Origin of the sequence: Sphingomonas adhaesiva (assembly GCF_002374855.1) — a bacterium.
GTDB lineage: Bacteria > Pseudomonadota > Alphaproteobacteria > Sphingomonadales > Sphingomonadaceae > Sphingomonas > Sphingomonas adhaesiva.
In genome coordinates this window covers 111,467-131,742 of record NZ_NWVC01000006.1, presented here as the reverse complement: position 1 = coordinate 131,742, position 20,276 = coordinate 111,467, and the positions used below count along the sequence as shown (strand labels likewise).

Sequence of the window (20,276 nt, the reverse complement as noted above, 5' to 3'; positions counted from 1 at the left end):
GAACGCATCGCGAAAAGCAACCGTCGGGAACCGGCGGCGCGCCGCGGCGATTGTGCCGCCATGGCAACGACCGCCCCCGGCCCGCCCGCGCCCACCGCCGCGCAGCCCCGCGCGCGCCGCATCGCGCGGGTGGCGGCGCGCGTCGCGCTGGGCGTGCTGGCGGTGCTGTTCGCGATCTGGCTGGTGCTGTTCGTCACCAAGGGCCGCTTCCTCAAGCATCCGTTCGAATCGGTCGCCGGCCGGCTGACCAACCGCACCGTCACCGTCGGCGGCGACTTTCGGCTCTATTTCTCGCCGCTGCGCCTCACCTTCTATGCCGAGAAGCTGTCGGTATCGAACCCCGGCTGGGCGACGCGCCCGTATCTGTTCACCGCCGAACGGATCGATTCGCGCATCGCGCCGCTGTCGCTGCTGTTCGGCAAGCGGCGCTTCCACTGGCTGGACCTGACCGATGGCGCGGTCGATCTGGAATGGAACGCCGCGCACGATCGCAATACCTGGACGTTCAGCGAGAAGAAGGGCTCGGGCAAGCCGCTCGACCTGCCGCGGATCGACCGCGCGACGATCGCGGGCACGACCGTGCGCTACCGCGATCCGCGGATGCGGCTGGAAACGCAGGCGGCGCTCGACACGATCCGCTCCACCGACGCACGCATCGGGCAGGCGGTCGGCGTGACGGGATCGGGCGTGCTGCGCGACACGCCGTTCACGCTCGTCGCGCGGCTGCTGTCCCCCGACACCACGGTCGCGCGCGGGCGCAACCAGCTGGCGATGCGCGCCCGCGCCGCGGGCAATGCCATCGACGTCACCGGCACGCTGCCCAGCCTCGCGCAGGTGGAGGGCGTGCCGCTGGCGGTGCGGGCGCGCGGGCGCAACCTGGCGGCGCTGCTGGGGATCATCGGCGTCGCGATCCCCAATACGCGCACCTATCGCCTGCGCGCGCAGCTGGTGCAGCAGGGGCAGGAATATCGCTTCACGCGGTTGGCCGGCACGTTCGGCGACAGCGACCTGGCCGGGCGGCTCACCGTCACCAACGGCGATCGGCTGCACCTCGATTCGCGGCTGGAGACGCGGCGGCTCGACATCGTCGATGCCGCGCCGTTCATCGGCTACAATCCCGATATCGTCGCGACCAAGGGCGCGGTCGCCGCCGCCGCCGCGACCGGCGCGGCCCCCGCGCGGTTGCTGCCCGATGCCGAACTGCCGGTGGCGACGATGCAGCGGTTCGACGCCGACCTCGTCTGGCATGTCGCCGCGGTCCGTTCGCGCCGCGTGCCGGTGTCGGACGTCGACCTGACGCTGAAGCTGGCGGACGGGCGGCTGGCGCTGTCGCCGCTCACCTTCGCGATGGCGCGCGGCAACGTCGCGTCGGACCTCGTCTTCGACACCCGCCAGCGTCCGTCCGCGATCCGCTACGACATCCGCCTCGCCCCCACGCCGCTCGGGCGGCTGCTGGCGGGCTATGGCGTGGCGGAGGCGGGGACGACCGGGACGATCCGCGGGCGCATCCAGCTGGCCGGGCGCGGCGATTCGCTCCACGATTCGCTCGCCACCGCCAACGGCCGCATCGCCTTCGTCATCCCCGCCGGCAGCCTGTGGACGCGCAACGTCCAGCTGGCGGAGCTGGATATCGGCACCTTCATGCAGAAGATGTTCGCCGATCAGCTGAAGGAGCCGGTGCGGATCAACTGCGGGCTGGTCGCCTTCACCGTGCGCGGCGGGCTGGCGGCGGCGGACCCGATCCTGATCGACACGACCAAGAACGTCATCCTGGGCCGCGGCGGGTTCAGTTTCCGCAGCGAGGGCGTGGACATCGCGGTGCGCGCCGATGCGAAGAAGTTTAGCCTGTTTTCCGGCCAGTCGCCGGTCGGCATCACCGGCACCTTCGCGCAGCCGGGGCTGAACGTCATCACGCCGCAGCTGCTGGCGCGCGCCGGCGCCGGGCTGGGGCTGGCGGTGGTGGCGACGCCGCTTGCCGGCATCCTGGCGTTCGTCGATCCGGGCGATGCCAAGGCGGCGCAATGCGGCCCGGTGCTCGCCGCGCGCACCGCCGCCGCCCAGCGCACCGACAAGGGCGAGCCGCGCACCGACCTGGGCGACGGCCGCGCGTCCACCGCGACGCCGGCGGCGCCCAAGCGCAAGAAGTTCCTCGGGATCTTCTAGGCTACCAACGTCGCCCCAGCGCAGGCTGGGGCCTCCCGCGACCCATTCCCCGCCCCATTACCGGGAGACCCCGGCCTTCGCCGGGGTGACGGTTGCTCGCCGATGGATCGCGGGAAAGGCCCGCCGTTGCCGCCCCGCGCCGCGGCGCCTACAAGCGGCGCCATGCCCGTCGTGCCGATCCTCCTGTCCGCGCTGGCGATGGCCGCGATCGTCGCGGTGCGGTACCTGCTGGCCAGCGGCGGGTTCGCGCTGGCGACGCGGCTACGCCACCGCGGCCTGTATGCCGGGCTCGACCCGCAGATCCGGCGCGAGATCGCGTGGAGCCTCGCCTCCGCCGCGATCTACGGCCTGCCCGCCGGGGTGATCGCCTGGGGCTGGCAGAACCGCGGCTGGACGCGCATCTACGCCGACGTCCACGCCTTTCCGCTGTGGTACTGGCCGTTGTCGGTGCTGCTGTACCTCGCCGCGCACGACACCTGGTTCTACTGGACGCATCGCTGGATGCACCGCCCGCGCGTGTTCCGCGTCGCCCATGCCGTCCACCACGCCAGCCGCCCGCCGACCGCCTGGGCCGCGATGGCGTTCCACCCGGTGGAGGCGCTGACCGGCGCTGTGGCCATTCCGCTACTGGTGTTCGTGATTCCGATCCATGTCGGCGCACTGGCGTTGGTGCTGACGGTGATGACCGTTATGGGGGTCACCAACCATATGGGGTGGGAGGTTTTTCCGCGGTTCATGTGGGGGGGGATAGTGGGGCGCTGGCTGATCACCGCCAGCCACCATCAGCGGCATCATGAGCGGTACGGGTGCAATTATGGACTGTATTTCCGGTTCTGGGACCGCGTCTGCGGCACCGACGAGGGGTTGGGCGATTTCGCGCGCGCGCATGCGCAGGCTGGCCGTCGCGGGGGCGATGGCGGTCGGCGCGATGCCGCTGGTGGGGGCGGCGCCGGTCGGGTCGCTTGACGTCGCGCTCGATCACCTGCGCTCGGCCAAGGGGTCGATCCGCGTCTGCCTGACCGCCGATCCGGACAATTTCCCCAATTGCATCGACGATCGCCACGCGGTCACCCGCTCGATCCCCGCCGCGCAGCACAGCTTCCGCTTCGGCGCGCTGCCGCGCGGCGATTATGCGATCGCGGTGATCCACGACGAAAACGACAACGCCAAGCTGGATACGTTCGCGGGCATTCCCAAGGAAGGCTTCGGCTTTTCGCGCAACCCGCCGATCCGCTTCGGCCCGCCGCGCTTCACCGCGGCGCGCTTCACGCTCGACAGTGATGCCGAAACGCAACAGGTGACGATGCGTTACATCCTGTAGCGCGCGAACGCGGAACCGGAATTCTTGCTCCTTTGTTGCGCCCCGGTATCAATCCGGGGGAAAGTTCCGTGTCCATCCTGCCTCATGTCGCGATCCGCGCGACGCTCGCCGCCGCGCTGGCGGTGCTCGCCGTTCCCGCGACCGCGCAAACCGTCAACGCGCCGGCCGAACCCAATGCGCTGCCGGATCCCGCGATGGGCGGCGATACCGTCACCGTCGCGGTCGCCGGCGCCTATCTGCCCGATTACGAAGGGTCGGACGACTATCGCCTCGTCCCCGGCCCGGCGGCGATCGGATCGGTCGGCGGCCATGCCTTCACCATCCTGGGCAACCGCGCCTCGATCGACCTCATCCCCAACCAGCCCGGCCCGACGTGGGACGTGCAGCTGGGGCCGGTCGGCGTCATCAACTTCAACCGCAACAGCGTGAACCCGATCGACGATCCGCGCATCAAGGCGCTGGGCAAGGTCGGCACCGCGATCGAGCTGGGCGGCTATGCCGGCATCGGCAAGACCGGCGTGCTGACCAGCCCGTACGACAAGCTGTCGGCCTCGATCAGCTATCGCTACGACGTCAACGGCGTGCACAAGAGCGGCATCCTGACCCCGTCGATCAACTATTTCACCCCGCTCAGCCTCAAGGCCGCGGTCGGTCTGTTCGCCGCTGCCGAGCGGGTCGAAAGCAAGTTCGGCCGAACCTATTTCTCGGTCGACGCCGCCGCCGCGGCGCGCAGCGGCCTGCCGCAATATCAGGCGCGCGGCGGGTGGAAGCACTGGACCGTCGGGCTGGCGGGCACCTATTCGCTGACCGGCAACCTCCTGAAGGGCGTGAAGCTGATCGCGGGCGGCAGCTACAAGCGGATGCTCAATGACTATGGCGATTCGCCGCTGGTCTCGATCGCCGGATCGCGCAGCCAGTGGCTGGGCGCGGTCGGCATCGGCTATACGTTCTGAGCGCGAAGGGGGCGGCGGCGACCCGGGCGGGCCGGACGGTCACCGTTCGGTCCAGGGCGGGCGTCGCCTCCCCCGCGGCGTTCCTTCACGCCCTCCCCGTCATGCCGGGCCTGTCCCGGCATCCACCGTGCCGAATAACCGCAAGGGGTAAGTTGGCGGCCGAACGTCTGGAAAAGAGCGGATCGCGCCAGACGAGACGCCCGCCATTCTTGAAAACGATCGAATCGCTGGACGCGCTTCGCCGTCCAAAATGGCAAGAGGTGGGACTTTGCCGCCGTTCCGGGAGGACATTCGAACGGCTGCTACTTTTTGAAGCTGACACTCAGCGAGTCTCTCACCGGCATCGCAGATCCGCTGAAAATGGGCCGGTCACGGACAGACCGCTTCCGGCACACACCTTGAGAAAGTGGACGTAAACTCGCGCAGCGATTGGCACGAAGCAGGCTCATCGACCGCGCAGCGCGCTTTACGCGCGACGAAGGCAGGGGCATTATAGCCCAAAGAAAGGCGCCGGATGGGCATCAGTACAAGCGCTGTCATGATCATGCTCGGTAAGGATCGACCAACTGTATAAGGTCGGGCGAGAATCAGTGAGCTATTTTGCCGACAAGCTGGTCAACGATCCGAACGAGCCCACGCTGGACATGTGGCTTGTTGATCAGGCGTTGGAGATGACACAGGGCTACGTTCTCAATTTTAGCGATGCGACTTTCAATGATTTCGTCCGCCGCAAATTTGGGATCGACGCCACGGCACCGATCTATACGGTCAACGGCGCCTCGAAGGCCAAGCGGCTGCGCGCGCTGCTGCGGTCGCTGGTGCCAGGCGCACAGGCCGAGGTGCTACGGACATTCTGGGCGTATCGGCAGGAGATCGTTGGACACGGGTTCGCCAGCGAGCTTGAGCCTAAGGTCAAGGCGGACTTCTTGGCCATGATTGCACGGCTGGACGGCGTCGAACAGCCGATCGACATTGCGATCGTTGAGGCATTTAGCGACGATCCAACGTTAGCCGAACTTGTCGAGGCCATTCAACGCGAGATCCAAGCGAACGCACCACACGCTGCACTGGACCGACTACATACCTACGCGATGAAGAAGTTTGCCGATCTTATTGAGCGAGACGGCGGCACGGTCGGACATGGCGACGCGCTGCATTCCCGTGCTGGCCGCTACATCAACGGGCTCCGTCAGGCTGGTCAGATCAGCGAGTTCAGCGAGAAGATCGCCAAGTCCACTGTCCAAGTATGCGAGCAATTCAACCAAGTGCGCAACAATCGCAGCTTGGCGCACGATAACACGATCCTTGGAATCGCCGAAGGTCGCTACGTGTTCGAGACCGTGTTGAGCCTGCTCCGCTTCATCCGAGCGCTCGATGAGGCCAAGTTTGGTCGATAACGATTATGTCAGACGCAGGTCCGTTTCGACCTCCGTTGGCAAGACCTTAAGTGAAGACTTCAACTTCGCGCCAAGCCGGTTTCCCTGCGGCAAACGGCAAGTTTCAGCCTGAGCGGCTGTTCACGTCCCGGCCGCTGAACGACGTAAGTTGGTCGACACCTACCGTCCCGATCAGCAACCGATGCCGACACACAGGCAACGGCCACGCACGTCGCCGATCAGCCCCTCCGCCACGACATCCCAAAATCCTGCCCGAATTGCCCATTCCCGAAACCGTCAACGCGCACGGCATTCCGGGACGGCCACTGGCGACACGCCGCCCCACACCCCGCCCCCTTTTCGCCGTTTGGGCGTTTCCCTGCGGCGCGCGGGTCAATATGCCCCTCGCCCTGCCGTATCGCACGCGTTAGGGGTGCGTTGCCTTGGCCAGTAAGAGTGAGAAAGGGTCTGCGATGACGGATAGCGAGCATCAGATGGAGGCGCCGTCCGCGCCCGAACCGCGCCGCGCGTCCCGGCGGTCCTTCTTCACCGGCGCGCTGGGCACCGGGCTGGCGGCGGCGACGCTGGCCGGCCGTGCGGTGGCGCAGACGACGCCGACGCCGTCTCCTTCCCCCTCGCCGTCGCCTTCTCCCTCGCCCACCGGCACGCCGACGCCGGGGCTGAGCGACGTCGACATCCTCAACTTCGCGCTGAACCTCGAATATCTGCAGGCGAATTATTATGCCTATGCGGTCGGCAACGGCGCGCTGGCCGCCGCCGACATCAGCGGCACCGGCGCCGCCGGCGCGGCGAGCGGCGGGCGCGCGGTGTCGTTCGGCACCGAAACCGTGATCCAGGCCTATGCCCGCGAGATCGCCGCCGATTCGCTGGCGCAGGTGCGCTTCCTGCGCGGCCAGCTGCCCAGCAGCGCGGTGATCGCGCAGCCCGCGATCGACCTGTCGGTCGGCGCGAACAGCGCGTTCAGCGTCGCGGCGCGCCGTGCCGGGATCATCGCCGGCGCCACCGACACGTTCGACCCCTACGCCTCGGTCGACAATTTCCTGATCGGCGCCTTCCTGTTCAAGGATGTCGCGGTCACCGCCTACAAGGGCGCGGCGCCGCTGATCTTCAACAAGACCTTTCTGGAGGCGGCGGCCGGGATCATGGCGACCCACGCCTATCACGCCGCAACGATCCGCACCCTGCTGTACCGCCGCGGGCAGTCGAACGCGGTGCTGATCCCGTGGACGACCGGGATCGCCGCCGCGCGCGACGCGCTGGACGGCGCGCCGGCGGAGGATCTGATCCGCGGCATCGCCCCCAACGACGATCAGGGCGTGGCGAAGGTGTCCACCCCCGACGGCGACCGTGCGAACATCGTGCCCACCAACAGCAACGGCATCACGTTCAGCCGCACGCCGACGCAGGTGCTCAACATCGTCTATCTCAACGCCGCGGCGGTGACGTCGGGCGGCTTCTTCCCCAGCGGGGTCAACGGAACGGCGAAGACGAGCGCGGCATCGAGCTGACGCGCCCCCGCGCCTCGCCCACCCCCGTCTTTCCCCTTCCCATCAGGGACATGCCGTCATGATCAAGGATTCCGTCTTCGCCGCCCTCGACCTCGCCAACCAGCGGCGGGCAGAGCGGCGCCGCTTCATCAAGCTGGCCGCCGGCTCCACCGCGGTGGCCGGCAGCCTGGCGCTGCTGTCCGCGTGCGGCGGCAGCAACAACGACAGCACCAGCCCGTCGCCCACCCCGTCGCCCTCGCCCACCGCGACCAGCACCGGCGTCGCCACCGACATCGGCATCCTGCAGCTGGCGCTGAACCTCGAATATCTCGAAGCGCAATTCTATTCGATCGCGGTGCTCGGCCGCCCGCTGCCCGATGCCAGCCTGACCGGCAGCGTCGGCACGCGCGGCGCGGTGACCGGCGGGCGCAGCGTCGGGCTGACCGGCACGCTGGCCGAACTGGCGCGCGAGATCGCCTATGACGAAATCGCGCACGTCACCGCATTGCGCAGCGCGATCACCACCGCGGGGGGCGCGGCGCTGCTCATCAACCAGCCCGCGATCAACATCGACGGCGGCGCCAACGGCGCCTTCACCGCCGCGGCGCGCGCCGCCGGGCTGGTCGGCGCGAACGAGACGTTCGACCCTTATGCCAACGAACAGAATTTCCTGCTGGCCGCGTTCCTGTTCGAGGATGTCGGCGTCACCGCGTACAAGGGCGCCTCGCCGCTGATCACCAGCGCGACCTATCTGGAGGCGGCGACCGGTATCCTGGCGGCGGAGGCGTATCACGCCGGGCTGATCCGCAGCGAATTGTTCGCGCGCGGCACCACGGCGCAGCTGGCCGCGAACAAGATCGCCGCCGCGCGCGACACGCTGGACGGCACCGGCACGCGCGATGCCGGGATCGCGGTGGTCGATGCCAGCGGCAACCCGACCGGCGCGTCGAACATCAGCGCGGCGGACGGCAACGGCATCGCCTACAGCCGCTCGACCGCGCAGGTGCACAACATCGTCTACCTGCGCCGCGACGCCGGGATCGGCGGCGGCTTCTTCCCGGCCGGCACCAACAATTCGATCGAGGCATTGCGCACCAGCGGCGCGACCGCCTGATCGGACGCGGCCCTTCCCTTCTCCCCCGGGGGCGCTATGCTGCGCGCACCCCGGGGGGCCGCTGACGCGCGGCTGAGAGGGGGGCAGCAGCCCCCGACCCGTCGAACCTGATCCGGCGCCCCTCCCACGGGGTCCACCGGCGTAGGGAGGGAACGGCGTCGTCACCCGGCAACCGTCTTCCTCCGCCCGAAGTAGGAGAAGACGTGATGGCCGACATTCCCGCCCGCGCCGAAATCGGCGTCACCACCGGCCCGATCCGCGGCAGCCGCAAGATCCACGTCGGCCCGCTCAAGGTCGCGATGCGCGCGATCGACCTGGAACCGTCGTCGGGCGAACCGCCGCTCAACGTCTACGACACCTCCGGCCCCTATACCGATCCCAACGCGCGGATCGACATCATGGCCGGGCTGCCCGCGCTGCGCCGCGACTGGATCGTCGCGCGCGGCGACGTCGAAAGCTATGATGCGCGCGCCATCCGGCCGGAGGATAACGGACAACTCGGCCCCGACCGCTCCGGCGGGGTGCAGCCCTTCCCCAATGTCGTGAAGCGTCCGCTGCGCGCGCGTGCGGGCGGCAACGTCAGCCAGATGCACTATGCCCGCCGCGGCATCGTCACGCCCGAGATGGAATATGTCGCGGTGCGCGAGAATATCGGGCGCGAGATGCTGCGCGATCATGTCCGCGACGGCGAAAGCTTCGGCGCCGCCATTCCCGATCACGTCACCCCCGAATTCGTCCGTGACGAGGTCGCGCGCGGCCGCGCGATCATCCCGTCGAACATCAACCACCCCGAATCCGAACCGATGGCGATCGGCCGCAACTTCCTGGTCAAGATCAACGCCAACATCGGCAATTCGGCGGTCGCCAGCGACGTCGCGTCGGAGGTCGACAAGCTCGTCTGGTCGATCCGCTGGGGCGCGGACACGGTCATGGACCTGTCGACCGGCCGCAACATCCACGACACGCGCGAATGGATCATCCGCAACTCGCCCGTGCCGATCGGCACCGTCCCCATCTATCAGGCGCTGGAGAAAGTCGGCGGCATCGCCGAGGAGCTGACGTGGGAGATCTTCCGCGACACGCTGATCGAACAGGCCGAACAGGGCGTCGATTACTTCACCATCCATGCCGGCGTGCGCCTGCCGTATATCCCGCTGACCGCGAAGCGCGTCACCGGCATCGTCAGCCGCGGCGGGTCGATCATGGCCAAATGGTGCCTGGCGCATCACAAGGAATCGTTCCTCTACGAACGCTTCGACGAGATCACCGAGATCATGAAGGCCTATGACATCGCCTATTCGCTGGGCGACGGCCTGCGCCCCGGCGCGATCGCGGATGCCAATGACGAGGCGCAGTTCGCCGAACTGTACACGCTGGGCGAGCTGACCAAGCGCGCCTGGGCGCAGGACGTGCAGGTCATGATCGAGGGGCCGGGCCACGTGCCCATGCACAAGATCAAGCAGAACATGGACAAGCAGCTGGAGGCGTGCGGCGAGGCGCCCTTCTATACGCTCGGGCCGCTCACCACCGATATCGCGCCCGGCTACGACCATATCACCAGCGGCATCGGCGCGGCGATGATCGGCTGGTACGGCACGGCGATGCTTTGCTACGTCACCCCCAAGGAGCATCTGGGCCTGCCCGATCGCGACGACGTGAAGGTCGGCGTCGTCACCTACAAGCTGGCCGCCCACGCCGCCGATCTGGCGAAGGGCCACCCGGCCGCGAAGCTGCGCGACGACGCCCTGAGCCGCGCGCGCTTCGAATTCCGCTGGCGCGACCAGTTCAACCTGTCGCTCGACCCCGATACGGCGGAGCAGTACCACGACCAGACGCTGCCCGCCGAGGGCGCCAAGACCGCGCATTTCTGCTCGATGTGCGGCCCCAAATTCTGCTCGATGAAGATTACGCAGGAGGTTCGGGACTTCGCGGCCAAGCAGAACGCGCCGATCGACACGTTCGTCGCGGCTGAGGACGCCGAGGCAGGGATGCAGGAAATGAGCGAGAAATTCCGCGAGAAGGGCGGGGAGGTTTACCTTCCGGCCGCAGAGTAACGGTGTTCAATTAGTCCGAGTCAGACAGCATCGAATGCCGCTTTTCAACGGATTGATATTTGGCCGGAAGGGGAACCCCTTTCGGCCAATATCCTATTCCCTTCAAGTTCAAGAAGCGCTTTGAACGCCAAAGGTTTGTGCCAAAAACCTTGGTTTTGTCGGTGCCTGGAAAGTGAAATCCTCGGCGTTCAAGCCGATCCATCAGCTCACTGCGCGATAGCGGTTTGCCCGCCTCGGCGATAACCGCTTCCGCCGCCTCCATCACGTTTTTGAGCTCTGCGCCCGTCAAGCGGTGACGCGTGGACTCAGGAGCTTCTAAGGACAGCTCATAATTAGCGTGCTTTGCGCGATTGAGAGTGTGAGCCTCGAGCCGTAGATAATCCGCAATGAGATTTTCCACCAGCTTGAGTTCCTGACGGAGTCTCTCCCGGCGTTCATATGCTTGGCGCAGAAGCTCATCCATGATCAATTCCTCGCAGCCAATCTCTAATAAGGACTAAAAGTCACACTTTGCAAGATTTGGGCTTAAAAGAGTGTTGACGTGAGTGCTTCGTGCTGTATGTATGAGTCGGGCTATCAAACGCTGAAGGAGTACCCAGGAACTCAACATGGAAACCCGGCAATGCCGGAGAGGCGAAGAGGGCCGACCTTTCGGCCAGCCCTCCCAATGGCTCAACGTCGATGCGACGCGAAACCTCTGTAGTGGAATACTGAGAATCGCATGCTCCGACGCTTGGGTCAACCCCAATCCAATCACGGAGACGTTCCATGGCCGATCAGGCAATGCGTGACGACGGCAAGACGTATATCTTCCGTCAGTGCATCACGCTTCGGAACGGGAAGCGGATTTGCAAGCCAAACGGGCAAGCATTTCGCATCCCTGTCGACGATAACGAGGACAAGTAAAATCTTGAGCCGACGTCGTATGACGTCGGCTCAATAATGATACCAGCACTGCGCCACCTGCAACACCTGCTCTTCGCCGCTGCCCGCCACCCGGTACACCAGCCGATGCTCATGGCTGATTCGGCGCGACCACCAGCCTGACAGGTTGCCACCCAGCGGCTCGGGCTTGCCGGTCCCCTTAAACGGGTGACGGCGGCATTCCTCGACCAGGCCGTTGATCTTCTCCGCGATCTTGCCGTCATGCTCCTGCCAATGGCGATCATCGTCCCACGCCGTCGGCCAGAACATCACTCTCACGAAAAGGGCACGCCGTCGTCGCCCGCCTCGAACCCGCGCACCGCGTCCAGCAGGCGCTGGGCATTCTTGGGCGAGCGCAGCAGGTGCAGCGTCTCTTCGATCGACGCCCATTCACTGGCGGAGATCAACACGGCGCCTTCTCCCCGCTGGCGGGTGATCGCCAATGGCGCGCGGTCGGCGACGACCTTGTCGATCATTGCCTTCAGATTCTCGCGCGCTTCGGAATAGCTGACGGCGTCCATAGCAAAAGTTTGTACAGCTATTCGTACAATGTCAACGGCGGCGCCCGCCCTGTCCTACACCCTCCAACATCCGCTCCCGTCTCGGCCATGACCGACGCACCACCCCCCGCCCGCGCCCGCTGGACCCCGGCCCGCCAGCGCATCTTCCTCGCCGCGCTGCATGACAGCGGCAGTATCGCGCAGGCCGCGCGCGCCGCGGGGATGTCGCGGTCCAGCGCGCATCGGCTGCGCGTGCGGCTGGCGGGGACGCCGTTCGTGCAGATGTGGGACCGGGTGCTCGCCGATCACCGCCGCCGGCTGGCCGATCCGCTCGGGCGCGGCGACGCTCCCGCCCCCGCCACGCCCGTCACCCCTTCCGCCCGCCCGTGACCCGAGGGGCGCATCGTGGTCGCGCAACGGTCGCCGGCATGGCGCGTGGGTGTCGCGTCGCGGGCGCCTCGGCGTCGCCTTGCCGCCGCGTCCGCCCGCGATCCGCGCCGGCGGGTCAACATTCGCAACATTGGCCCGCGCGCGCGAACCCTCGGCGCTCACACCGTCGCGGGCAGCGCCCAGTCGATCGTCCCCCGGCCGTGCTCGGCCAGGAACGCATTGGCGCGGCTGAAATGCCGCGATCCGAACCAGCCCTTGTACGCCGACAGCGGCGAGGGGTGCGGCGCGGTCAGCACCAGATGATGCCCGCCCCGGCCCACGTCCTTCACGAACGCGGCCTTCTTCTGCGCATGGCTACCCCACAACAGGAAGACGACCGGCTCTTCCTTCGCCGCGACCAGCCGGATCACTGCGTCGGTGAACCCCTCCCACCCGCGGTCGCGGTGCGAGGCGGCCTGCCCCTCCTCGACGGTCAGCACGGTGTTGAGCAGCAGCACCCCCTGCCGCGCCCAATGTTCCAGGAAACCGTGCGCGGGCGGGGTGACGCCGCAATCGTCGGCCAGTTCCTTGTAGATGTTGATGAGGCTGGGCGGCGGCTTCACCCCCGGCCGAACGGAAAAGCACAACCCATGCGCCTGCCCCGCCCCGTGATACGGGTCCTGCCCCAGGATGACGACGCGCACGTCGGGCAATGGGGTCAGTTCCAGCGCGCGGAACCAGTCGGCGGAATGCGGGAAGATGCGCTTGCCCGCCGCCTTTTCGGCACGCAGGAAATCGCGCAGCGCCGCCATCCCGTCGCTGTCCAGCGTCGGGCGCAGCGGCTCCAGCCAGCTCGTGTCGATGCGCGGATCGGCCATGCCGCGCCTCCTATCCCGCCGGCGCGGGCGCGTCCATGCGGGGGTGGCGGAGGGCGGCTAGTCCGGAATGCCGCTCGCCGAATCGGCGCCGGTGGCGCGGCCGCCGTCCTTCTTGGGATAATCCTCGGGCGATACCTGCCCCTGGTTTTTCACCGCCTGTTCGTCGCCCGCGTCGCGGATCGTGCCGTCGTCGCGCACGTCGCCGCCGGGCTTGTTGGGTTGCCGTTCCATCATCCGTCTCCTTCGCGGCATCAACGGGTGGCGACGGCGGACGGGCCCGGCGGCCCGGCCGGTTCAGCCCTCGGTACGCCGCTCGATCAGCCACGGGCGCGGGCGGCCGGTGGGCTTGGGGGTGCCGTCCAGCCGGATGACGCGGTCGACGCGGACGGGCTTCAGCATCAACGTCCCCTTCATCCCGCCCCCGGTCTTTTCCGCCAGGATGCGGCGCACGGTCGCCTGCCCGCCCACGACGCGCCCGAACGCGGCATAGCCGGGGTCGGCGGGGGACCAGTCCATCGACGGCATCGCGCCGACGGTGATGAAGAAATTGCCGTTCGCCGATCCCGGCGGCCCCTTGCGCGCCATGGAAATGGTCATGTCCAGATGGCGGATGCCGGTCTTCTTCGTCGATTCGTGCGGGATCATGTCCAGGAAGCGGCGCGCATCGGTGCGGATGCCGGACTGGATGAAGCCATATTGCGGCGCGCGGCGGTTGCGCGCGGTGCGATAGAAACTGACCCCGTCGAACCGCCCGTCATCGACGTAGCGCAGGAAATTGGCGGTGGTGACCGGCGCGCGCCGCTGGTTCAGCGCCAGCACGATCGGGCCGTCGGCGGTCTCCATCCGCACCCGCACCCAGCCGGGCGTCGCCCGGTCGGCGCGCTGCGCGGTCGCGGGCGTTGCGACCAAGAGGGGGAGGATCAGAAGGGAGAGGAAGCGCATGCCCGCCCCTATCCGGCGCGTGAGGCCCACGCGCAACCCTTCACACGCCCAGCCACGCCAGCGGCGCGGCCAGCACCCCCGTCGCCGCGCCGGGATGATGCATCGCCCCCACCGACGAAAAGAGGGCGGTCGCCCGGTCGGCGCCGCCCTCCTTTACCTCGGTCATGGAGCGCCCGCTCCGTGCCGTCACAGCTTTTCGGTCAGCTCCGGGACGATCTTGAACAGATCGCCGACCAGGCCGATGTCCGCCACCTGGAAGATCGGCGCGTCTTCGTCCTTGTTGATCGCGATGATCGTCTTGCTGTCCTTCATGCCGGCCAGGTGCTGGATCGCGCCCGAGATGCCGACCGCGACATAGACTTCCGGGGCGACGATCTTGCCGGTCTGGCCGACCTGATAGTCGTTGGGGACATAGCCCGCGTCCACCGCCGCGCGGCTGGCGCCGACGCCGGCGCCCAGCTTGTCCGCCAGCGGCTCGATGATCTCGACGAACTTCTCGCCCGAACCGAGCGCGCGCCCGCCCGACACGATGATCTTCGCGCTGGTCAGCTCGGGGCGGGTCAGCTCGGCGATCTCCTGCCCCTCGAACGTCGACAGGCCGGCCTCGCCGGTCGTCGCGACCGCCTCGACGGTGCCCGATCCGCCCTCTGCCGCGGCCTTCTCGAACGCGGTGCCGCGAACGGTGATGACCTTCTTGGCATCCGACGTCTGCACCGTGGCGATGGCGTTGCCGGCGTAGATCGGGCGGGTGAACGTGTCCTCGCCCTCCACCGACAGGATGTCGCTGATCTGCATGACGTCGAGCAGCGCCGCGACGCGCGGCGCGATCGCCTTGCCCGAGGTGGTGGCCGGCGCGACGAAGGCGTCGTGACCGTCCATCAGCTGCTTGACCAGCGGCGCGACATTCTCGGCCAGCTGGTGGGCATAGGCCGCGTCGTCGGCGACATGCACCTTGCCGACGCCCGCGATCTTCGCCGCCGCCTCGGCGACGCCGCCGACACCCTGACCGGCGACCAGCAGGTGCACTTCGCCCAGCTTCGACGCGGCGGTGACCGCCGACAGCGTGGCGTCCTTGACGGCGCTGCCGTCGTGTTCGACCCAAACGAGAGTCTTCATGTCTCTATCCTCTCTGCCCGGCGCTTACTTGGCGATGCCCATCGACTTGAGCTTGTTCACCAGCTCGTCGACATCGGCGACCTTGATCCCGGCCTGGCGCTTGGCCGGTTCGGTGACCTTCAGCGTCTTGATCCGCGGCGTGACGTCGACGCCGTAATCGGCGGCGGTCTTCTGCGCGAGCGGCTTGGACTTGGCCTTCATGATGTTCGGAAGGCTGGCGTAGCGCGGCTCGTTGAGGCGCAGGTCGGTGGTGACGATCGCCGGCAGCTTGTAGCTGTCGGTCTCCAGGCCGCCGTCCACTTCGCGGGTGACCTTGGCGGCATCGGCGGTCAGCTCGACCTTCGACGCGAAGGTCGCCTGGCCCCAGCCGAGCAGCCCCGCCAGCATCTGCCCGGTCTGGTTGTTGTCGTCGTCGATCGCCTGCTTGCCCAGGATGACCAGCGAGGGCTGTTCCTCCTCGACGATCTTGGCGAGGATCTTGGCGACGCCCAGCGGCTCGACCTTGTCCTCCGCGGTGACCAGGATCGCGCGGTCGGCGCCCATCGCCAGCGCGGTGCGCAGCGTTTCCTGCGCCTTGGCCTCACCGATCGAGACGGCGACGATCTCGGTCACAATGCCCTTTTCCTTGAGCCGGATCGCCTCCTCGACGGCGATTTCGTCGAAGGGGTTCATGCTCATCTTCACGTTGGCGAGGTCCACGCCGGACCCATCCGCCTTCACGCGGGGCTTCACGTTATAGTCAAGCACGCGCTTGACCGGCACCAAGACCTTCATCGAGGCTCCTTCCTCATCCTGTCCTTACGCGGTCGCGTCGGCGATCCACATGGCTGTTCAGGCCGCTTTTCGCAAGTGCGGTATGGCGTTGCGCGTACCGGCGCGCCTTTCCGTAGCGTCAGCGGCACAAAAAGAAACGGCCCGGGCGATCAACGCCCGGGCCGCCCGATTCGCTTCAAGGGCGACGGCGCCGGGTCACGCCGCCTTCTGCACCTCGGCGACGATCTTCTTCGCCGCATCGCCCAGGTCGTTGGCCGGCACGATGGCAAGGCCCGAGTTCGACAGGATTTCCTTGCCCTGCTCGACGTTCGTGCCTTCCAGGCGGACGACCAGCGGCACCGACAGGTTCACTTCCTTCGCCGCGGCAACGATGCCCTCGGCGATGATGTCGCACTTCATGATCCCGCCGAAGATGTTGACGAGGATACCCTTCACCGCCGGATCGGCGAGGATGATCTTGAACGCCGCGGTCACCTTCTCCTTCGAGGCGCCGCCGCCGACGTCGAGGAAGTTGGCCGGGAACATGCCGTTCAGCTTGATGATGTCCATCGTCGCCATGGCCAGGCCCGCGCCGTTCACCATGCAGCCGATGTCGCCGTCCAGCTTGATATAGGCCAGGTCGTACTTCGACGCTTCCAGCTCGGCGGGATCCTCCTCGGTCTCGTCGCGCAGTTCCATCAGGTCCTTGTGACGGAACATCGCATTGCCGTCGAAGCCGACCTTGGCGTCGAGGACCATCAGCTTGCCGTCGTCGGTGACGGCGAGCGGGTTGATCTCGATCTGCGAGGAATCGGTGCCCAGGAACGCGTCGTACACCTTGCCCGCCAGGCTCTGCGCCTGCTTGGCCAGATCGCCCTCGAGGCCCAGCGCATTGGCGACGGCGCGGCCGTGGTGCGGCTGGAAGCCGGTGGCCGGATCGACGTCGAACGTGTGGATCTTCTCCGGCGTGTCGTGCGCAACGGTTTCGATGTCCATCCCGCCCTCGGTCGACACGACGAAGGCGACGCGGCCGGTGGCGCGATCGACCAGCAGCGCAAGGTAGAATTCCTTGGCGATGTCGACGCCGTCGGTCACGTACAGCCGGTTGACCTGCTTGCCGGCCTCACCCGTCTGGATCGTCACCAGCGTGTTGCCCAGCATCTCGGTCGCGGCGTGGCGCACCTCATCCTCGGTCCTGGCGAGGCGGACGCCGCCCTTGCTGCCTTCCGGCAGTTCCTTGAACTTGCCCTTGCCGCGGCCACCGGCATGGATCTGCGCCTTGACGACGTAGAGCGGCCCGGGCAGCTTCTTCGAAACGGCGACCGCTTCATCCACGCTCATCGCGGCATAACCTGCGGGCACGGGGACGCCGAACTTGGCGAGCAATTCCTTGGCCTGGTATTCGTGGATGTTCACGGGCCGATCCTCCAGCAATTGATAGAGTCGAATGCGTTCCCACGGCCTAAAGCACACGGCTTGACGCGAATCCACCTTCATATGTGCAGCTGCGAAGCATTTGCGGTATCACGCCAGCGGTTGCCATTCTGTTCCGTTGGGGCCACCTAGGGGCCGTGACGTCGCTCCCGTATCCCGCGCTGCACGCCAGCCATTCCGGCATCTGGGTGGCGCAGCGCGACGAACCGGTGCGCGCGCTGTCGCGCGGCGAGGCGATCCGGCTGGCGGCGGACACGCCGGTGATCCTGCTCAACGCGCCCTTGGTCGGGCAGCGGCTGGGCTATGCCGATCTGTCGGGGCTGGACGTGCTGGAACTGTTCGCGTTCCTCCACCCCGCCCGCTTCATGGTGCCGACGCCCAAGGGCGTGGCGCAGGCGACCGGACTGACGCCGCCCGGGTCGGAAGCCGATGTCGCGCCCTTCCTGCTGGAGGCGGCGGCACGGATGCTGGCCGTGACCGACGCCGATTGGCCCGAGCGGGAGGGGGCGTGGACCGCGGCGCAATCGCTGGCGCGCGCGCGCTGGGGGTGGGCGCCGGTCGTGACGCCGCGCCTGCGCAAGCCCGAGCAGAGCGAACGCTGGCTGTTCACGCGGCTGCCGGAATGGAGCGAGGCCGCGCCGCGCCCTGCCCCGCGCACCGTGACGCTGGACGATCGCGAGGTTGCCGATCGGCTGACGGCGCTGACCGGCGCCGGGGCGGAGGCGCGCGGCGGGCAGCGCGCCTATGCCGCCGCCGCCGCGGGCGCCTTCGCCCCGCGCGTTGCGCGCGAGGTGCCGAACCTGGTGCTGGCGGAGGCGGGAACGGGGATCGGCAAGACGCTCGGCTATCTCGCGCCGGCGTCGCTCTGGGCCGAACAGGCGGGCGGAGCGGTGTGGATCTCCACCTATACCAAGGCGCTGCAACGCCAGCTGGGGCATGAGACGACGCGCCTCCACCCCGATCGCGCCATCCGCAAGGCCAGGGTGGTGACGCGCAAGGGACGCGAGAATTACCTGTGCCTGCTCAACCTGGAGGATGCGTTGCAGGGCGGTTTCGCGGGACGCGCCGCGATCCTGGCGCATCTGGTCGCGCGCTGGGCCGCCTATACCGACGACGGCGACATGGTGGGCGGCGATCTGCCTGGCTGGCTGACCACGCTGTTCCGCCGCAACGGCTCCGCCGCGCTGACCGACCGGCGTGGCGAGTGCATCTATGCCGGTTGCCCGCATTATCGCAAATGCTTCATCGAACGCGCCGCGCGCGCGTCGGCAGAGGCGGACCTGGTGATCGCCAACCATGCGCTGGTGATGGTCAATGCCGCGCGCGGTCGCGAACTCGCGACCCGCCCGACCCGCTACGTCTTCGACGAAGGGCATCATCTGTTCGATGCGGCGGATGCGATGTTCGGCACCGCGCTGACCGGGCAGGAGACGATCGAGCTGCGCCGCTGGATCATCGGGCCGGAGGGCGGATCGCGCGGTCGGCGGCGCGGGCTTCAGGCGCGGCTGTCCGATGTCGCGGGGTATGACGAACAGGGCGCGCGCGCGATATCCGATATCGTCGCCGCGGCGGGATCGCTGGCGGCGGACGGCTGGCTTGCGCGGATCGCCGAGGGGGCGCCGTTCGGGGCGATCGAACACCTGCTCGCCGCGGTGCGCGGGCTGGCCTATGCGCGCGCCGAACAGGATGCCGAGGCGGGATACGGGCTGGAAACCGAGCTGGCGGCGCCGTCGCCCGAACTGATCGAGGCGGCGGCGCCGGCGGCGCAGGCGCTCGACGCGCTCGTCCGCCCGATGGTCGCGCTGGGCAAGCGGCTGGAGGCGGTGCTGGCGGAGGCGCCCGACTGGATGGACGGGCCGGCGCGCGCGCGGATCGAGGGCGCGATCGCGTCGCTCGGATGGCGGGCGGAGACGGTGGCGGGGTGGCTGGCGCTGCTGGCGCGGGTCGGCGGGCCGGCGGATGCGCGCTTCGTCGACTGGCTGGCGGTGGACCGGGTCGAGGGACGCGAGTTCGACATGGGGCTGCACCGCCGCTGGGTCGATCCGACCATCCCCTTTGCCGACACCGTGTTGAAACCGGCGCACGGCGCCCTGGTGACCTCGGCCACACTGACCGGGGGGGGCGACTGGTCGGTCGCGGAGGCGCGGGTGGGGGCGCCGCATCTGCCGCGCGCGCCCGAACGGTTCGTCGCCCCCAGCCCGTTCGACTATGCCACCCAGGCCGAGGTGCTGATCGTCACCGACGTGAAGCGCGGCGACGTGCCGGGGCTGGCCAATGCTTATGCCCGGCTGATCGAGGCGAGCGCGGGCGGCGCGCTGGGGCTGTTCACCGCGATCCGCCGGCTGCGCGCGGTCCACGCCCGGATCGCCGACCGGCTGTCGCGCGCCGGGCTGCCGCTGCATGCGCAGCATGTCGATCCGGTCGATACCGGCACGCTGGTCGATATCTTTCGCGACGATCCGCATTCCAGCCTGCTGGGCACCGATGCGCTGCGCGACGGGGTGGACGTACCGGGCGATTCGCTGCGGCTGGTGGTAATGGAGGGCGTGCCCTGGCCCAAGCCGACGGTGCTGCATGCCGCGCGCCGGATGGCGGATGCCATGCCCGGCGGGGGCGGAGGCAACGCCTATGACGACCGCATCGTGCGCGCGCGGCTGGCGCAGGCGTTCGGGCGGCTGATCCGGCGGCGCGACGACAATGGGCTGTTCGTGCTGCTGTCCTCCGCGATGCCGTCGCGCCTGCTCGACGCCTTTCCGCCGGGCGTGCCGGTGGCGCGCGTTCCGCTGGACGAGGCGATCGTCAGGGTGCGACAGCGGCTTTCCTCGACGCGCACGATCGGGCATGAGGCGGCGCACGACATCGCCTAACGGA

20 protein-coding genes are annotated in these 20,276 nt (G+C 68.1%); 10 read left to right on the top strand and 10 right to left on the bottom strand.

Translation table 11 applies throughout. From position 1 onward, the window contains the following. The first annotated feature begins 60 nt into the window (after nt 1-60). From COA07_RS12935 to thiC, 8 genes are all read left to right on the top strand, one after another. On the top strand, nt 61-2,163 hold the full coding sequence (locus tag COA07_RS12935; protein WP_096641148.1) for an AsmA family protein: 2,103 nt from the start codon (nt 61-63) through the stop codon (nt 2,161-2,163). Between the two features lie 162 nt (nt 2,164-2,325). Continuing rightward, a complete protein-coding gene (locus COA07_RS12930) occupies nt 2,326-3,129 on the top strand; it encodes a sterol desaturase family protein (RefSeq protein ID WP_066712643.1) in 804 nt (267 codons plus the stop codon). Then, nucleotides 3,050-3,484 (top strand): DUF2141 domain-containing protein, encoded by a 435-nt coding sequence (locus tag COA07_RS12925; RefSeq protein WP_083956990.1) that lies wholly within the window; start codon nt 3,050-3,052, stop codon nt 3,482-3,484. The genes COA07_RS12930 and COA07_RS12925 overlap by 80 nt, the downstream gene beginning before the upstream one ends. A 68-nt stretch (nt 3,485-3,552) precedes the next feature. Then, nucleotides 3,553-4,437 (top strand): MipA/OmpV family protein, encoded by an 885-nt coding sequence (locus COA07_RS12920; protein ID WP_245842150.1) that lies wholly within the window; start codon nt 3,553-3,555, stop codon nt 4,435-4,437. A 590-nt stretch (nt 4,438-5,027) separates the two neighbouring features. Next, entirely contained in the window at nt 5,028-5,834 is an 807-nt protein-coding gene (locus COA07_RS12915; protein ID WP_066712647.1) for a hypothetical protein, read from the top strand. A 452-nt stretch (nt 5,835-6,286) separates the two neighbouring features. Further along, nucleotides 6,287-7,342, top strand: a complete 1,056-nt coding sequence (locus tag COA07_RS12910) for a ferritin-like domain-containing protein (RefSeq protein WP_096641146.1) — start codon at nt 6,287-6,289, stop codon at nt 7,340-7,342. 58 nt (nt 7,343-7,400) lie between these two features. Further along, nucleotides 7,401-8,435 carry a ferritin-like domain-containing protein gene (locus COA07_RS12905; protein ID WP_066712172.1) on the top strand — a complete coding sequence of 345 codons (1,035 nt, stop codon included), beginning with the start codon at nt 7,401-7,403 and terminating at the stop codon, nt 8,433-8,435. Nucleotides 8,436-8,641: 206 nt separating this feature from the next. Further along, nucleotides 8,642-10,489: a phosphomethylpyrimidine synthase ThiC gene (thiC, locus tag COA07_RS12900; RefSeq protein WP_066712175.1), complete on the top strand. Its 1,848-nt coding sequence runs from the start codon at nt 8,642-8,644 to the stop codon at nt 10,487-10,489. A gap of 10 nt (nt 10,490-10,499) precedes the next feature. On the opposite strand, the gene COA07_RS17990 is transcribed toward thiC, so the two are convergent. The 3 genes from COA07_RS17990 to COA07_RS12890 all read right to left on the bottom strand — a co-directional run bounded on the left by COA07_RS17990 (nt 10,500) and on the right by COA07_RS12890 (nt 11,934). Then, nucleotides 10,500-10,952 carry a hypothetical protein gene (locus COA07_RS17990; RefSeq protein WP_141396538.1) on the bottom strand — a complete coding sequence of 151 codons (453 nt, stop codon included), beginning with the start codon at nt 10,950-10,952 and terminating at the stop codon, nt 10,500-10,502. A gap of 473 nt (nt 10,953-11,425) precedes the next feature. Further along, nucleotides 11,426-11,683 (bottom strand): Txe/YoeB family addiction module toxin, encoded by a 258-nt coding sequence (locus COA07_RS12895; RefSeq protein ID WP_281254091.1) that lies wholly within the window; start codon nt 11,681-11,683, stop codon nt 11,426-11,428. 5 nt (nt 11,684-11,688) lie between these two features. Further along, nucleotides 11,689-11,934: a type II toxin-antitoxin system Phd/YefM family antitoxin gene (locus COA07_RS12890; protein WP_066712180.1), complete on the bottom strand. Its 246-nt coding sequence runs from the start codon at nt 11,932-11,934 to the stop codon at nt 11,689-11,691. A gap of 87 nt (nt 11,935-12,021) precedes the next feature. Here COA07_RS12890 and COA07_RS12885 point away from each other — a divergent pair, with 87 nt between their 5' ends. Beyond that, nucleotides 12,022-12,303, top strand: coding sequence for a helix-turn-helix domain-containing protein (locus COA07_RS12885; protein WP_096641144.1), 282 nt, complete (start codon nt 12,022-12,024; stop codon nt 12,301-12,303). Between the two features lie 158 nt (nt 12,304-12,461). Here the strand turns inward: COA07_RS12885 and ung are convergent, their stop codons facing one another. From ung to sucC, 7 genes are all read right to left on the bottom strand, one after another. Continuing rightward, nucleotides 12,462-13,160 (bottom strand): uracil-DNA glycosylase, encoded by a 699-nt coding sequence (ung, locus tag COA07_RS12880; RefSeq protein WP_066712114.1) that lies wholly within the window; start codon nt 13,158-13,160, stop codon nt 12,462-12,464. Nucleotides 13,161-13,217: 57 nt separating this feature from the next. Then, entirely contained in the window at nt 13,218-13,391 is a 174-nt protein-coding gene (locus COA07_RS18335; RefSeq protein WP_157085320.1) for a hypothetical protein, read from the bottom strand. 63 nt (nt 13,392-13,454) lie between these two features. Further along, nucleotides 13,455-14,102, bottom strand: a complete 648-nt coding sequence (locus COA07_RS12875) for a peptidylprolyl isomerase (protein ID WP_066712111.1) — start codon at nt 14,100-14,102, stop codon at nt 13,455-13,457. A 40-nt stretch (nt 14,103-14,142) separates the two neighbouring features. Next, nucleotides 14,143-14,268, bottom strand: a complete 126-nt coding sequence (locus COA07_RS18705) for a hypothetical protein (protein ID WP_255266805.1) — start codon at nt 14,266-14,268, stop codon at nt 14,143-14,145. A 20-nt stretch (nt 14,269-14,288) separates the two neighbouring features. Continuing rightward, nucleotides 14,289-15,218 (bottom strand): electron transfer flavoprotein subunit alpha/FixB family protein, encoded by a 930-nt coding sequence (locus tag COA07_RS12870; protein WP_066712107.1) that lies wholly within the window; start codon nt 15,216-15,218, stop codon nt 14,289-14,291. A gap of 24 nt (nt 15,219-15,242) precedes the next feature. Further along, entirely contained in the window at nt 15,243-15,992 is a 750-nt protein-coding gene (locus COA07_RS12865; RefSeq protein ID WP_066712102.1) for an electron transfer flavoprotein subunit beta/FixA family protein, read from the bottom strand. A 195-nt stretch (nt 15,993-16,187) separates the two neighbouring features. Continuing rightward, a complete protein-coding gene (sucC, locus tag COA07_RS12860; protein WP_066712118.1) occupies nt 16,188-17,387 on the bottom strand; it encodes an ADP-forming succinate--CoA ligase subunit beta in 1,200 nt (399 codons plus the stop codon). 155 nt (nt 17,388-17,542) lie between these two features. Here sucC and COA07_RS12855 point away from each other — a divergent pair, with 155 nt between their 5' ends. Beyond that, entirely contained in the window at nt 17,543-20,272 is a 2,730-nt protein-coding gene (locus COA07_RS12855) for an ATP-dependent DNA helicase (RefSeq protein ID WP_096641142.1), read from the top strand. Nucleotides 20,273-20,276: the final 4 nt, after the last annotated feature.